This is a genomic window from Burkholderia sp. BCC1208 (assembly GCF_902833095.1).
Classification (GTDB): domain Bacteria; phylum Pseudomonadota; class Gammaproteobacteria; order Burkholderiales; family Burkholderiaceae; genus Burkholderia.
This window is the reverse complement of the sequence record NZ_CADFDY010000012.1, coordinates 358788-373009: the sequence shown is the minus strand read 5'-3', so window position 1 is coordinate 373009 and position 14222 is coordinate 358788. Positions and strand designations below refer to the sequence as shown.

Sequence of the window (14222 nt, the reverse complement as noted above, 5' to 3'; positions counted from 1 at the left end):
GCCTCGGCGACGAGCGCGCGATAGGCCGGCATGCCGGAAATGGTCGCCGTCTTCTCGAGCGCCGCGGGCGGCGCGAACTGACGGGTTTCGTGAAGAACCGATTCGATCTTGGACAAGCGTGTCTCCATGCGTTCATGTGATTCGTGCGGCGCTCGGGAAAACGCAACATGCATGCCAGCCGCGCGACCGCTGCGCGACTGCGCCGAAAGCCTTGACTGCCGGGCGCGTGGTGCCCGACCCGGTCGGGCCTGCCGCGTCGCGGATGACGGCGCGATGCGACGCGGCGTTCAGAAATGCAGCAGATCGTGTTGCAGTCCTGAGCAGTCGGCGTGCGGGCCGGATGGTGGCCGGCCGTCGCGGCCGCGTCAGGCGAGCAGCGAGCGTAGCGCCGGCGCGTGCCTGAATTGACGGATGCGTTCGAGTGCCGCCACCTCGAGCTGGCGCACGCGTTCGGCCGACAGGTTCAATTGCTGGCCGATCTCGCGCAGCGAATACTCGCTTTCGACATCGATGCCGTATCGCAGGCGAAGAATCCACGCTTCGCGTGCGGGGAGGCAGTCGATCAGCGCGGCGACCGCCGCGCGCAACTGGCCGGCGCTCGCCGCTTCTTCCGGCGTCGGTGCGTCGGGGTCGATCGTGACGTCGCACAACGTGAGGTCGTGATCGGGCGAAACCGGCAGGTCGGCGGAGATCGGTTCGCGCACGATGCTCATCAGCTCGCGCACCTTGTCGACGGGCAGCCGCATCTGCGTGGAGAGCGCCCGCGCGTCGGCGACGTCGCCGGTTCGTTGCCGGTGTATTCGCGCGAGCCGCGACAGCTTGTTGAGCGTATCGACCGTATGCGCGGGCACACGTATCGTGCGCCCGAGATCGGCGAGCGCATGCGTGATCGCCTGCCGGATCCACCAGGTCGCATACGTCGAGAATTTGAAGCCGCGCCGGTGATCGTAGCGATCAACGGCCTTCATCAGGCCGATATTGCCTTCCTGGATCAGATCGGAGAACGGCAGGCCGCGATCGGCATAGCGTTTGGCGACCGAGACGACGAGCCGCAGATTGCTCTGGAACAGCTTCGTTCTCGCGGGTTGCATCGCCCGCTCGATACGCGAGAGTCGCGCATCGAGCGCGATCGCGATGTCGAGCGGCAGGAGAGACTGGCCGGCGAGGCGAGCGAGCATGCCGCGCGTGTCGATCAGCGCCGGCGCGTGGCGGGCGAGCGCGGCGGCGCAGTCGGGATGCGCGGCGCTGCATGCGTACAGCCATGCGCGTACGTCGTCGCACCGTGTGAAAAGGTCGTGGCGCGCGGGTTCCAGATGTATGCCCGAAGCAGCCAGCGTGTCGAGGAGCCGTTTTTCGAACGTGCGTGCCCGAGTCGCGTGCTCGCGGTTCGCCTGCCCGATACGCTCGATCGCGCGCGAGGTGAAGCGGATTCTGCCGGTCGACGCCGCAGCCTCGCGCAGCAGCGTCCGGTAAGCGGCCGACGCGAAGCCGTCCGCGTGCAATGCGTGCTGCATCGCCGAGGCCAGCGCGCCCGCGTGCTCGAGCGCTTCGACGACCGCATCGCGCCATACCGGGCTGTCGAGCGAAGGACCGGTGGCATCGTCCGGCGCCGGCGACTCCGCGGTCGAATCGTCGGGCAACATCGCCGGCGCGCTCGCGGACGGCTCGATATCGCCGGCGAATCCCGTCACGTAAACCGACGCCGCCACCTTGCCGGCGCGGATGTCGTTCGCGATCTCCGCGATGACGGCGAGCGCCGCCGGGTCGCGGCTCAAAGCGTCGATGCATGCGGCGCGGCCGCTTTCCAGACGAAGCGCGAGCGCGATCTCCTCGTCGCGTTCGAGCAGCGGCGTCGCGCTCATTTCCCGCAGATAGAGCCGGACGGGGTCGTTGGTCCGACCCATGAGCAGATCGTCGGCCGCGAGCGGCGTCGATGCGTCGACGAGCGGCGACGCGACGTCCGACACCTGCACGAAATGGCGGTCGAGCGTCCACGCGGAACGCGCGCCGGCATGCTCGCGTACGTCGATGCCGAACTCGCGCAGCATCGACGCGGCCGCGTCGAAATCCGCGCGTTCGGCCGCGTCGTCGGACGACGCGTCGGGCAATGCATCGGCGATTTCTCCGTGCGTCACGTATCCGCGCTCGACGCCCAGCGCGATCAGCGCATGCAGATGGACCGCGCGTTCGGCGTCCGCGCCGCGCCGCGGCGCGCCGTCGCGCTCGCGAGCGGGCCCTGCATCAAGCGCGCTTGGCATAGACGTTGCACCAGCCTTCGGCGGCAACCGTCTTGCCCGCGAACATCGGGCACGTACCGGAGGATTCGCCCGCGGCGGCCTTGTAGAAGCGGCAGTTCGAACAGGTCTGGCCGGCCTGATACTTCGGGAACTTGCCCGCGTCGACGGCCGTCGCCTTTGCGCGGTAGCCGAGCGTCTTCGCCGCGGCATCGTTTTCGTCGACGGGCGCTGCGGCGGCGAATGCGCGCGTGCCGGCCGCGAGCGCGGCGCACAGGCCGGCGGCCTGCACGAAGAAGGTTCTGCGAGGGCGGGAGATCATGGTGTCGTCCTGAATGAAATGACAAGAAAAAGTCGGGCCCGCGCGCCGGTCATGCTGACTGGCGCGGCGGTCGACCGAAACGAAAGCGGGCGGGAAAGTTATTTGCGCGGCCCGGCGACGAGCGGCGCCTTCGACGCGTTGGCGATATCGGCGGTCAGCTTGCTCTTCGACGCGTCGTAGCCGTTCGAGTAAAGCAGGAACGCCATCAGGTCCTCGTATTCCTGTGCGGTCATCTTGCCGGGGCGGTCGGCCGGCATGTTGCTCGACATGTACAGGAAGATGCCGCCGACCGTGATGTGCGACTTGCCCTCGGGCGCGAACGATTCCCCGCTCAGCGCGGGGGCGGTGTTGCCCTCGAGCTGGTCGCCGTGGCATTTCGCGCACGAATCGGTATAGAGCTTCTTGCCGTGTTGCACCTGCGCCTGGTCGAACGACGGGACGCCGCTGCCTTCGCTCGTCGAAACCTTGATGAAGCCGCTTCTTGCCGGCTGCCGAGCGGCCGCGATCGCGCCGTCGAGGAACCGGCCGCGCACGGGCGTCGCGGCGGCTTGCGCGATGTCGTCGGGAAGCGTCCAGCCGCGCGTGAGCGATGCGAGACGGCCGTTGCCGCTCATTTGCGACAGCGTGGCGTCGATGCGCTGTTGCAGCGCGTCCTTGCCCGGCCCGAACGCGAACGACAGTTGCCAGTCGGAGTACGGTGACGACGTCGCCGCCACCTTGAACCGTTGTTGCGGGTGCGCATGCGCGTAGGCGACGACGCTCGGATACCAGACGATCGCGCGCTGGGCGCGGCCGGCAGCGAGCGCGCCGATCGTTTTCTCGCTGGTGTTTTCGAGGTCGAAGCGGGCGTTGGTCTGCTGCGCGGCGATCAGTTGCGACGGGCTGCCGTACGTGGCCGCGATCGTTTCCTTCGCGCCGGTCGGCGCTTGCGCATCGCGCAGCGACACGCTGACGTAGCCGGAGCGCAGATAGCCTTGCGAGAACGTCATTTTCGATCCCGACGCATCGGCGATCGCCGAACGCGGGAAGCCCGCGATCACGTCGCAGTCGCGTTCGAGCGATTTCGTCAGCTCGCCGGCGGAGATGCCGTCGTCGTCGCCGTTGTCGTCGACGCCGCGTTTGTTGAAGGTCGCGGCGATGCCCGCGGTGCGGAACACTTCGCGCGCAACGGAGCGGTCGAGCGCCGTGGTCGGGCTGCCGGGCAGCGTGCAGACGCGCACGCCGGCCGACGCGGCTGCCGGTGTCAGCGCCACGCCCACGGCGAGCAGACTGGCGACGGTAACGGTAGTGAGGCGAGTATTCATGGTCGTGTGTCCGGTTGAAGCGGGTGGGGCGTCGCGCCCGCATCGGGCGCATGCGGGCGCGACTCAGGCGTGGCGCCTGTTCAGTTGAGCGCGAACACGTAGAGCGTGCCGCCGCGCGGCACGTCCTTCGCGATGTCGGCCATCGGGCCGCCCCAGATCGGGTTCGCGCCGCCGTAGCCGGCGAGCACGGCGACGTACTCCTTGCCGTCGACCTCGTACACCGACGGCTGCGAGATGATGCCGCTCGCCAGTTGCGGGCTTTCCCAGAGCACCTTGCCGGTCGCCGTATCGAACGCGTACAGGTGGCCGTCGAGCGAGCCGCTGAACGCGAGGCCGCTCGCCGTGGTCGCGACGCCGCCGTTCCACGGCTTCTTCGACCAGTGGCTCCACAGCTTCTTGCCGGTGTTCACGTCGATGGCCGTCAGCTCGCCGTAGCCTTCGCTGCCCGGTTCGGGCTTGATCTCGAAGCCTTCGCCGAGATACGGCAGCCCTTCCATGTAGCTGACCGACTTGCCGGTCAGGCTCATGCACGCATGCAGCGCGGGCACGACCGCGATGTTGCGTTCCTGGTCGTACGAGATCGACCACCAGTTCTTGCCGCCGAGGAAGCTCGGGCACGTTTCGATCGTCGTGCCGGCCTTCGGGAACTTCGATGCGTCCTGGACCGGCTTGCCGTCGGCCGTGTAGCCGGTGACCGACAGCGTCTTCACGAACGGCGTCGCGTAGATCAGCTTGCCGGTCGTGCGGTCGATCGCGTGGAAGAAGCCGTTGCGGTCGGCGTGGATGATCGCGTCGTAGTCCTTGCCCTTGTACTTGATGTCCGCGAGGACGGCCGCGTTCACGCCGTCGTAGTCCCACGTGTCGTTGTTCGTGTACTGGTAGTGCCACTTCAGGTTGCCGCTCTTCGCATCGAGCGCGAGCAGCGAGTCGGAATACAGGTTGTCGCCGGGACGCAGCGCGGCGAGCCACGGGCCGGGGTTGCCGACACCCCAGTACAGCGTGCGCGACGCGGCGTCGTACGTGCCGGTGAGCCACGCGGCGCCGCCGCCATGGCTCTGCATGCCGTCGGGCCAGGTTTCCGCGCCCTTTTCGCCGGCGCCGGGGATCGTGTAGCGTTTCCAGACCTGCGATCCGTCCTCCGGATTCAGCGCGGCGATGTAGCCGCGAATGCCGTATTCGCCGCCGGACGTGCCGACGACGATCGCGCCGTCGATCGCGAGCGGCGCGAGCGAGAATGCGTAGCCGAGGCCCGGCTCGAACATCTGCTTCTTCCACACGAGATTGCCGGTCTGCGCGTCGAGCGCCGCGATTTCGCCGTTCAGCATCGCGATGTAGACGTTCTTGCCGTACAGCGCGACGCCGCGGTTGACGACGTCGCAGCACGCGGTCTTGAACGATGCGGCGCCGAGCTTCGGCTCGTATTTCCACAGCTGCTTGCCGGTCTTTGCATCGAACGCGTAGACGTTGTCCTTCGGCGTCGTCACGAACAGGTAGTTGCCGTTGACGATCGGCGTGGCCTCGAAGCCCTGCTTCAGGTCGGCGGGGAATTTGTACGCCCACACCTGCTTGAGATCCTTCGCGTTCGACGTGTCGATCTGCTTGAGCGGAGAATGCGAGCGGCCGTCGTAGGTGCGGTAGTAGGTCAGCCAGCCCGGATCGCCGTGTGCATCGGTCAGGCGCTGGTAGGTCACGGCCGGGTAGTCCGCGGCCGCTTCGACGAGGCCGGGGTTCAGCGCGACGGCGGCCGCCACCGCGATTCCGATCGTCGCCAGCCGGCTCGCTGAAGCCGAGAATTTCTTCATGGTTGTCTCCTGGGTCATTGTGGTCGCACCGCCGCGAACGAGTCGTCGCGCCGGCACGGTTGGGGTTCCGGGCCGAGTGCACTGCCCGTTACGCAAGTCGCATGCCATCGCGGCCGGAAGCCGGCGTGGTGCGGCATACCGGCGCATCGCAGGTGATGCGTCGATCGACGCATCGCGCCATCGGCTCAACGAAGGTGTTGCATTCAGGTACACCGTCGCGCGCGAAGTGTTGCCAAACATGACAGGTGGCGCAGTCCGCGGAACAGCGGGCCGTCGGTCGCACGCATGTCGGTTCGAGGCGGTGTGCGGCGCAGCACGCACCCCTCGTGCTCGGGGCGCTGGCACGGTTCTCGCACGCCGGCTTCGCGACAACCCGTCGCCGCGCGGTGCATCGCACGGGCCGACGCAATACGAGTGCGGAGACAACGGAAATGATCAGGAGACCAAAGGCAGCCGCACGCGACGGCGCGACGCGGCGTGGCCGGCGTGTGCGAGGCGTCGGCACGACCCTCGGCGCGCTGGCGCTGTTCGGCCTGCCGCCCGGCAGCGTGCGCGCGCAGCAGCAGCAGCCGGATGGCGCCGCGCTCGCGCTGCCCGCCTCGACCGTCGTGCTGCCCGCGGTGATCGTCGTCGGCACGACGCCGCTGCTCGGGGTCGGCACGCCGCTGTCGAAGGTGCCGGCGAACGTGCAGACGGTGCGTGCGGCCGAGCTCGACGTGCAGCACCGCGCGACGCTCACCGATTTCTTCGCCGCGAACCTGCAGAGCGTGACGATCTCGGACGCGCAGGGCAACCCGTATCAGACGGACGTCAACTATCGCGGCTTCACCGCGTCGCCGCTGCTTGGCACGCCGCAGGGGTTGTCGGTATTCGTCGATGGCGTGCGCGTGAACGAGCCGTTCGGCGACGTCGTGAACTGGGATATCCTGCCCACGCAGGCGATCGACCGCGTGCAGTTGATTCCGGGCTCCAACCCGGTGTACGGACGCAATACGCTCGGCGGTGCGCTCGCGATCACGACGAAGAACGGCCGCTCGAACCCGGGCGGCGAAGCGGAGGTGTCGGGCGGCGCGTGGGGCCGCAAGACCGCGGCCATCGAGCAGGGCGGGACGATCGGCCCGAACCTCGACTACTACGCGACCGCGAACGTCGCGAACGACGGCGGCTGGGCCGACCATAACGCGAGCCGCGTGAGGCAGGCGTTCGGCAAGCTGCGCTACACCGATGCGGACTCGACGCTGTCGATCGCCGCGGGCGGCGCGGACAACACGCTGTCCGGCACCCAGACGATCCCGCGCTCGTTCCTCGGCAACCCGAAGCAGGCATATACGTATCCGGACCGCAACCGCAACAGCGCCGGGTACCTGACGCTGTCGGGCGACCGCTTTTTCGGCGAGCACGTCGAGCTGAGCGGCAATGCGTACTACCGGCACCTGCGCAACGCCAACACGAGCAGCAACAACAATACCGACTACGGATCCGTGGGCGACGACGGTACGGTCGACACGGTGCAGGGCAGCAACGCGCAATCGACGGTCGTCACCGACAGCTACGGCGGCAGCGTGCAGCTCACGCTGCTCGGCCAGCTCGGCGGGATGGCGAACCGGCTGGTCGCCGGCGTTTCGGCCGATATCGCGAACTCGAGCTACGTCGCGTCGTCGCAGGACGCGTCTTTCACCGACGCGCGCGCGGCGATCGGCATCGGCGATTTCGTCCGGCAGACCAGCGCGAAGACGCGCAACGCGAACGTCGGCGCATACCTGAGCGATGCGCTGTCGCTGACGCCGCACTGGACGTTGACGCTGTCGGGCCGCTACGACTGGTCGAAAGCGCAGATCGGCGACGAGAGCGGCGTGCAACCGCTGCTCGACGGCAACCATGTGTTCTCGCGCTTCAACCCGGCCGTCGGGCTCAACTGGAATCCGGTCGCGGGCTTTACCGCCTATGCGGCCTACAACGAAGGCATGCGCTCGCCGACCGCGATCGAGCTGGCGTGCGCGGACCCGGCCGCGCCGTGTTCGCTGCCGAACGACTTCGTCGCCGACCCGGCGCTCAAACCCGTGATCTCGAAGACGTTCGAGGCCGGCGTGCGCGGTCGCATCGGCGCGGCGACGAGCTGGAGCGCCGCCGCCTACCGCACGACGCTGACCGACGACATCCAGTTCATCAGCAGCCCGGCCAGCGCGCAGGGCTATTTCCGCAACGTCGGCGACACGCGGCGGCAGGGTGTCGAGCTCGCCGGCCGCACGCGGTTCGGCCCGCTCGGTGTCGGGCTGTCGTACAGCTATGTCGATGCGACCTACCGTTCGTCGTGGACCGAACACAGCCCCGCGAATTCGGCGGCCGACGCGCACGGCAACGTGACGGTCAAGCCGGGCGAGCGCATGCCCGGCATTCCCGCGCATACGGTGAAGCTGCGGCTCGACTACGCGGCGACGCGCGCGTGGGACATCGGCGCGAACGTCACCTGGCGCAGCGACGTGTACGCGCGCGGCGACGAGAACAACGGCGACGCGAACGGCCGGATCGCCGGCTACGTGCTGGTCGATCTCGACATGCGTTACCGGCTCACGAAGCGGTTCGAGGTGTTCGCGAGCGTGACGAACCTGTTCGACAAGCGCTACGCAAGCTTCGGCGCACTCGGCCAGAATTTCTTCAACGGGCCGGACCACACGTTCGACGGCGCCCATCCGGTGAACGAGCAGTTCGTCGGGCCGGGCGCGCCGCGCGGCGCGTGGGTCGGCGTGCGCTATGCGTGGGATTGAGTGGCGCGCGATCGCGTGGGCGGCGGCCGCGTGCGTGGTCGCGTCATGACCCGAATGGGCGCGGGGCCGTCACGTGAACGGCACCGCCGCGAACATCGCATTCACGGCGCGTGCGACGCTGCGCGCCAACGCGGGTTCGCTGGCCAGGTGCCCGGCCTTCACGCATTCGATTCCCGCCTCGGGCGCGGCTCGCGCGAGGCGCTCGACATTGCCGACCGGGCAAACGGGATCGTGCATCCCGTGCGCGGCGAATAGCGGCACGCGGGCCTGTGCGGCCCGTCGCGCCAGAGCGAGCACGCGGCGCTCGCCGAGCCAGCAATCGTGTTGCAGGTAGTGCGCCTGGATCCGGTATTTGTCGATCAGCCGGCCGACGGTCTTCGCCGAGCGGATCGCGCGCACGGGCGAGCGGCGCGTGCGTGCCGATGCGAGGACGGCGTTTTCGTACGCGCGCCACGCGAGCGCCACGGCGCGCTGCCGGGCGGGGCTCGCACCGTGGCGCAGCCGCTGCGCGCAGCGCGACAGCAGGCGATCCGGCCGGCCGCCGCCGGCCGCCGCATGCAGGCATCGCCATTCGCGCGGCGCACGCGAGCGGGACGTCATGAAGAGCCCTCGGACTTCGCGTGGCGACGTCAGGAACAGGCCGCGCAGCACGACGCCCGTCACCCGCTCAGGATGCGTGCCCGCATATGCGAGTGCGAGCGCGGCGCCCCACGATCCGCCGACGACGCCCCAGCGTGCGATGCCGAGCTGCTCGCGCACCGCCTCCAGATCCGCGATCAACTGCGCGGTGTTGTTGTGGCGTGTGCCGCCGCGCGGAGCCGATGCGCCCGCGCCGCGCTGGTCGACGAGCACGACGCGCACGCGAGTGAGGTCGAACAGCCGCAGGATGCCGGCCTGGCTGCCGCTGCCGGGCCCGCCGTGCAGCACGACGACCGGATGGCCTTGCGCGGCGCCGGCCACGGCGAATGCGATCGATTGCGCGTCGCGGTGCAGGCGTCGGCGAACGGGCGTGGCCGGCGCCGCCGGCGTGTCGGACAAGGCCCGCGGCGCGGGCGACGGCGTGGATCGAATCGGGCGACGCGTCATGTCGATAGGGTTCGGGCGGAATCGAGGGAGGCAACCGTCACCCGGCCGGGCAGCGGCCGGATCGGTTCTGCGATCAAGCCAGAAACGCGCCAGCCCCGAAGATACGGATTCGCACGGGTAGTCAGGCGTCGGCAAATCGCGGTATCACGAAGGTCTGGCCGCCGCGCGACACGCCGCCGTCGCCGCCCGGTCGATCGATTACATCGTGCTTTCAATTCTTGTCGGGGCGTCAGCGTGGCCCGATGCTTGCTTGCAATGACGGCAAAGAGTCCGGCAGTTGACCGGAAGGATCCCCCGGAGGAGACAATGCGCGATGACGTAGAGCAGGCGGCCGGATCATGGGCCGCGCATCCCGCCGGCTGGCCCGCGCCGTCGATCCAGAAGGCTCACGAGCGTTCGGAGACGTTCGGCCTGCAGGTATCGGCACGTCCCGACTACGACGTGCTGTCGAACGCGGCGCTGGTGCTCAAGCGCGAGCAGAGCCGGGTGCTGTGCGTGCACGCGATGCCGGTGATGGAGACGCTTCACGAGCAGATCGTCAACACGCAGAGCATGATCGTGCTGACCGATGCGGAAGGGCTGATCCTGCATTCGATCGGCGACGACGATTTCCTGCGCCGCGCGGAGAAGGTCGCGCTGCGCCCGGGCGCGAACTGGGCGGAGAACCGGCAGGGCACCAACGCGATCGGCACGGCGCTGGCCGAGCTGTGCCCGATGGTCGTCCACGGCGACCAGCACTTCCTGGCCGCGAACCGCTTCCTGACCTGTTCGAGCGTGCCGATCCTCGATCCGTACGGCGACGCGATCGGCGTGCTCGACGTGACGGGCGACCACCGCAGCTATCACCAGCACACGATGGCGCTCGCGAAGATGTCGGTGCAGATGATCGAGAATCATCTGTTTACGACAACGTTCCAGGAAACGCTGCAGGTGTCGTTCCATGGCCGCCCCGAGTTCCTCGGCACGCTGATGGAAGGGATCGTCGCGTTCACCGCCGACGGCCGCTTCCTGTCGGCCAATCGCAGCGCGCAGTTCCAGCTCGGCATGCCGCTCGCCGCGCTGCGCGCGCACACGCTGTCGTCGCTGTTCGACGTCACCAGTGCGCAGCTGATCGACCGCATGCGCGCGAGTATCGACCGGCATCTGATGCTGAATCTCGGCAACGGCGCGGTGGTCTGCGCACGCGTGCACTTCCGCCGCGCGACGCTCGCCGAAGGCAGCCGGCCGACGGACGTCCACGACGCGGGGGCGCCGGGCGCACGCGCGAACGCGGTGCCCGCACCGGCGGCGGGCTCGTCGGCCGGCCTGTCGCGGCTCAACTATCTCGACACCGGCGATGCGCAGGTCGCGTGCGTGATCGCGAAGGTGCGCAAGGTGATCGGCAAGGACATCCCGATCCTGATCACCGGCGAGACCGGCACCGGCAAGGAACTGCTCGCGCAGGCGATCCACAACGACTCGCCGCGGCGCGACGCGCCGTTCGTCGCGGTCAACTGCGCGTCGATTCCGGAGACGCTGATCGAGTCCGAGCTGTTCGGCTACGAGGAGGGCGCGTTCACCGGCGCGCGCCGCAAGGGGGCGATCGGCAAGCTGCTGCAGGCGAACGGCGGCACGCTGTTCCTCGACGAGATCGGCGACATGCCGTATCCGCTGCAGGTGCGGCTGCTGCGCGTGTTGCAGGAGCGTCTCGTGAACCCGCTCGGATCGACGAAGACGATCGCCGTGGACATCGCGATCATCTGCGCGACGCACCGCGATCTGCGCGAGATGATCGCGCAGAACCGTTTTCGCGAGGATCTCTACTACCGGCTGAACGGCCTCGTGGTGCGCCTGCCGCCGTTGCGCGACCGCACGGATCTCGCGGTCGTCGTGCAGAAGATGCTGCAACGCGAGGCGTTCGCGGGCCCGGGCCGGCCGCCCTTGTCGGTCGCGCCGGACGTGATGGCGCTGTTCGTGCGCTGCACGTGGCCGGGCAATTTCCGCCAGCTCGGCAATCTGCTGCGCACGGCGGCGGCCATGGTCGACGACGACGGCGAAATCCGGCGCGAGCACCTGCCGGACGACTTCTTCGACGACCTGCGGCGCGGCGATGCGCAGGTTATGCAGGCCACGCCCGATGCCCCCGCCGCGGCGGGCGCCGGGCCCTGTATTGCCGACGCGTTGCCGCCCGCCGACGCGCGTCTCCAGGATGTCGCCGCATCCGCGATCGCCGCCGCGCTAGCCCGCCATGGCGGCAACGTGTCCGCCGCGGCGCGCGCGCTCGGCGTCTCGCGCAACACGATCTACCGGAAGATGCCGGCTGCCGACGCGGGCCGTCTTCCGTCCGACGAAAGCTGACGCGCAGCCGTCGCGCGCTGCGCGACCTGTCACAGCCGGTGTGTCAAGTTGCAACACCGGTGTTCAACGATTCAACACTTGTGACCACTCGCTGGCATCGCGCCGCCGGGGTGGCGGCACGCATTCGCGCGAATCGTGTCGGCGATTCGTAAGGATTGCGTCCCGATGCCCGGAGGACGGCCGTCCATCGCCGCCGCGCCGCCGAAATACGGCTTCGGCACGCTCCTTGCTGAAGAGAAACCGACCGCTCGATTGCCGCGGTTGTTCGACTCACCAGCAACGCATCAATCATCAACTCGACAGGAGACACACCATGCAGTGGACGACACCGTCTTATACCGACCTGCGCTTCGGCTTCGAAATCACGATGTACATCGCCAACCGCTGATTGCCGTGCGTGCCGCCCGTTTCGCCGTGGTCGGCGCGGGCGGCCTCGGGAGCTGACGCCATGAAGGTCAAGATACTCGGTTCGGGAGCCGGCGGCGGCCTGCCGCAATGGAACTGCAATTGCGCGAACTGCCGCCGTGCGCGCAGCGGCAGCGGCCACGTGCTGCCGCGCACGCAGTCGTCGATCGCGGTCAGCGACGACGGCGTCGACTGGGTCCTCGTCAACGCGTCGCCCGACATTCTTTCCCAGTTGCGCGCGGATCCGGACCTGCAACCGGCGCGCGCGATTCGCGACAGCGGCATCGCGGCCGTCGTGCTGTGCGACGCGCAGATCGACCACGTGACGGGCCTGCTGATGCTGCGCGAGCGCTCGACGCCGCTGCCGCTCTACGCGAGCGCGCCGGTGCTCGACGACCTGTCGACCGGCTTGCCGCTCGTGCCGCTGCTCGGCCATTACTGCGGCGTCGCCGCGCACACGATCGTGCCCGGCGAGCCGTTCACGGTGCCGGCGGCGAGCGGGATCCGCTTCACCGCGATCGCCGTCGACAGCAAGCCGCCGCCTTATTCGCCGCGACGCGCGGCGGCCGCGCCCGGCGACAACATCGCGCTGTCGATCGAAGACGTCGCGAGCGGGCGGCGCGCATTCTATGCACCGGGGCTCGCGTCGGTCACCGACGACGTGCGCGCGGCAATGGACGGCGCCGATCTCGTGCTGGCGGACGGCACGTTCTGGACCGGGACCGAGATGATCGATCTCGGCCTGTCGGGCAAGCACGCGGCCGACATGGGGCATCTCGCGCAGTGCGCGGAAGCCGGGCGGCCCGGCATGATCGACTGGCTCGACATGCTGCCCGCGCGAACGCGCAAGGTGCTCACGCACATCAACAACACGAACCCGATTCTCGATCCGCATTCCGTCGAGCACGCGCACCTGCGCGCGCATGGCATCGACGTCGCACACGACGGCATGCAATTCCAGGTCTGACGATGAACGCACCGATCCCCGCTACGGCGTTGCACACGACGCCCTGGACCGCGACCGAATTCGAGGCGCGCCTGCGTGCGCTCGAATCGCGCTATCACATCCATCATCCGTTCAACCGGCGGCTCAACGGCGGTGCCTGTTCGCCCGCGCAGATCCGCGGCTGGGTCGCGAACCGCTTCTACTACCAGATCTGCATCCCGCTCAAGGATGCGGCGATCCTGTCGAACTGCCCCGACCGCGATACGCGGCGCCGCTGGATCCAGCGGCTGATCGACCACGACGGGCAGGGCGACAACGAAGGCGGCATCGAGGCGTGGGTGCGGCTCGGCGAGGCATGCGGCCTCACGCGTGCCGAACTGTGGTCGCTCGAACACGTGCTGCCCGGCGTGCGTTTCGCGGTGGATGCGTACGTGAATTTCGCGCGACGCGCGCCATGGCAGGAAGCCGTGTGCTCGTCGCTGACCGAGATGTTCGCGCCGCAGATCCATCTCGACCGGCTCGCGGGCTGGCCGTCGCATTACCCGTGGATCGAGCCGGCCGGGCTGCATTATTTCCGCAGCCGCGTGCCGCTCGCGCAGCGCGACGTCGAGCATGGGCTCGCGGTTACGCTCGCGCATTTCACGACACCGGAGGCGCAGCAGCGCGCGCTCGGCATTCTGCAATTCAAGCTCGACATCCTGTGGTCGATGCTCGACGCCGTCGAAAAGGCCTACCCGCTATGAACGCGATCGAAGCCGCCAGCGGCGTGCCGCTGCGCCCCTGCCTCAGGGGCATGTACCGCCTGCAATGGGAGGCGGCCCAGGATGCGTACGTGCTTCTCTATCCGGAGGGCATGGTCAAGCTCAACCCGAGTGCGGGCGAGATTCTCGCGCGCTGCGACGGCACGCGCGAACTGGACGACATCATCGGCGAACTCGAGCGCCTGTTCATGCAATCGGATCTCGCGACCGACGTCTACCGTTTTCTCGATCATGCGCGGCTGCGCGGCTGGCTGGACTGA

At 68.6% G+C, this 14222-nt stretch carries 11 protein-coding genes and 1 pseudogene; 6 read left to right on the top strand and 6 right to left on the bottom strand.

The genetic code is table 11. The features are described 5' to 3' along the window. From HWX09_RS28895 to HWX09_RS28875, 5 genes and pseudogenes are all read right to left on the bottom strand, one after another. Positions 1–116, bottom strand: a pseudogene (locus tag HWX09_RS28895) (AMP-dependent synthetase); the annotation flags it as partial. A 249-nt stretch (positions 117–365) separates the two neighbouring features. Continuing rightward, positions 366–2258, bottom strand: a complete 1893-nt coding sequence (locus HWX09_RS28890) for a sigma-70 family RNA polymerase sigma factor (protein ID WP_027781369.1) — start codon at positions 2256–2258, stop codon at positions 366–368. Then, positions 2242–2556 carry a high-potential iron-sulfur protein gene (locus tag HWX09_RS28885; protein ID WP_027781368.1) on the bottom strand — a complete coding sequence of 105 codons (315 nt, stop codon included), beginning with the start codon at positions 2554–2556 and terminating at the stop codon, positions 2242–2244. The genes HWX09_RS28890 and HWX09_RS28885 overlap by 17 nt, the downstream gene beginning before the upstream one ends. A gap of 98 nt (positions 2557–2654) precedes the next feature. Next, positions 2655–3860, bottom strand: coding sequence for a c-type cytochrome (locus HWX09_RS28880; RefSeq protein WP_027781367.1), 1206 nt, complete (start codon positions 3858–3860; stop codon positions 2655–2657). 80 nt (positions 3861–3940) lie between these two features. Then, a complete protein-coding gene (locus HWX09_RS28875) occupies positions 3941–5662 on the bottom strand; it encodes a methanol/ethanol family PQQ-dependent dehydrogenase (RefSeq protein ID WP_027781366.1) in 1722 nt (573 codons plus the stop codon). Between the two features lie 431 nt (positions 5663–6093). Between HWX09_RS28875 and HWX09_RS28870 the strand changes: the two genes are divergently transcribed. Further along, positions 6094–8427, top strand: coding sequence for a TonB-dependent receptor (locus HWX09_RS28870; protein WP_027781365.1), 2334 nt, complete (start codon positions 6094–6096; stop codon positions 8425–8427). 69 nt (positions 8428–8496) lie between these two features. On the opposite strand, the gene HWX09_RS28865 is transcribed toward HWX09_RS28870, so the two are convergent. Continuing rightward, entirely contained in the window at positions 8497–9513 is a 1017-nt protein-coding gene (locus HWX09_RS28865; protein WP_027781364.1) for an alpha/beta fold hydrolase, read from the bottom strand. A gap of 306 nt (positions 9514–9819) precedes the next feature. Here HWX09_RS28865 and HWX09_RS28860 point away from each other — a divergent pair, with 306 nt between their 5' ends. The 5 genes from HWX09_RS28860 to pqqD all read left to right on the top strand — a co-directional run bounded on the left by HWX09_RS28860 (position 9820) and on the right by pqqD (position 14222). Then, on the top strand, positions 9820–11850 hold the full coding sequence (locus HWX09_RS28860; protein WP_027781363.1) for a sigma-54-dependent Fis family transcriptional regulator: 2031 nt from the start codon (positions 9820–9822) through the stop codon (positions 11848–11850). Between the two features lie 313 nt (positions 11851–12163). Continuing rightward, a complete protein-coding gene (gene pqqA, locus HWX09_RS28855; protein ID WP_006485436.1) occupies positions 12164–12238 on the top strand; it encodes a pyrroloquinoline quinone precursor peptide PqqA in 75 nt (24 codons plus the stop codon). Positions 12239–12298: 60 nt separating this feature from the next. Next, positions 12299–13222, top strand: a complete 924-nt coding sequence (pqqB, locus tag HWX09_RS28850) for a pyrroloquinoline quinone biosynthesis protein PqqB (protein ID WP_027781362.1) — start codon at positions 12299–12301, stop codon at positions 13220–13222. Between the two features lie 2 nt (positions 13223–13224). Further along, complete coding sequence (gene pqqC / locus HWX09_RS28845) at positions 13225–13944, top strand: pyrroloquinoline-quinone synthase PqqC (RefSeq protein ID WP_027781361.1); 720 nt, start codon at positions 13225–13227, stop codon at positions 13942–13944. Further along, positions 13941–14222 carry a pyrroloquinoline quinone biosynthesis peptide chaperone PqqD gene (pqqD, locus tag HWX09_RS28840; protein WP_006480620.1) on the top strand — a complete coding sequence of 94 codons (282 nt, stop codon included), beginning with the start codon at positions 13941–13943 and terminating at the stop codon, positions 14220–14222. The genes pqqC and pqqD overlap by 4 nt, the downstream gene beginning before the upstream one ends.

What these genes read in the sequence shown, in the direction of transcription:
- HWX09_RS28890 (WP_027781369.1), bottom strand. Translation starts at nt 2,258, where the DNA reads ATGCCAAGCGCGCTTGATGCAGGGCCCGCTCGCGAGCGCGACGGCGCG.
- pqqB (WP_027781362.1), top strand. Translation starts at nt 12,299, where the DNA reads ATGAAGGTCAAGATACTCGGTTCGGGAGCCGGCGGCGGCCTGCCGCAA.
- HWX09_RS28885 (WP_027781368.1), bottom strand. Translation starts at nt 2,556, where the DNA reads ATGATCTCCCGCCCTCGCAGAACCTTCTTCGTGCAGGCCGCCGGCCTG.
- HWX09_RS28860 (WP_027781363.1), top strand. Translation starts at nt 9,820, where the DNA reads ATGCGCGATGACGTAGAGCAGGCGGCCGGATCATGGGCCGCGCATCCC.
- HWX09_RS28865 (WP_027781364.1), bottom strand. Translation starts at nt 9,513, where the DNA reads ATGACGCGTCGCCCGATTCGATCCACGCCGTCGCCCGCGCCGCGGGCC.
- HWX09_RS28870 (WP_027781365.1), top strand. Translation starts at nt 6,094, where the DNA reads ATGATCAGGAGACCAAAGGCAGCCGCACGCGACGGCGCGACGCGGCGT.
- pqqD (WP_006480620.1), top strand. Translation starts at nt 13,941, where the DNA reads ATGAACGCGATCGAAGCCGCCAGCGGCGTGCCGCTGCGCCCCTGCCTC.
- HWX09_RS28875 (WP_027781366.1), bottom strand. Translation starts at nt 5,662, where the DNA reads ATGAAGAAATTCTCGGCTTCAGCGAGCCGGCTGGCGACGATCGGAATC.
- HWX09_RS28880 (WP_027781367.1), bottom strand. Translation starts at nt 3,860, where the DNA reads ATGAATACTCGCCTCACTACCGTTACCGTCGCCAGTCTGCTCGCCGTG.
- pqqC (WP_027781361.1), top strand. Translation starts at nt 13,225, where the DNA reads ATGAACGCACCGATCCCCGCTACGGCGTTGCACACGACGCCCTGGACC.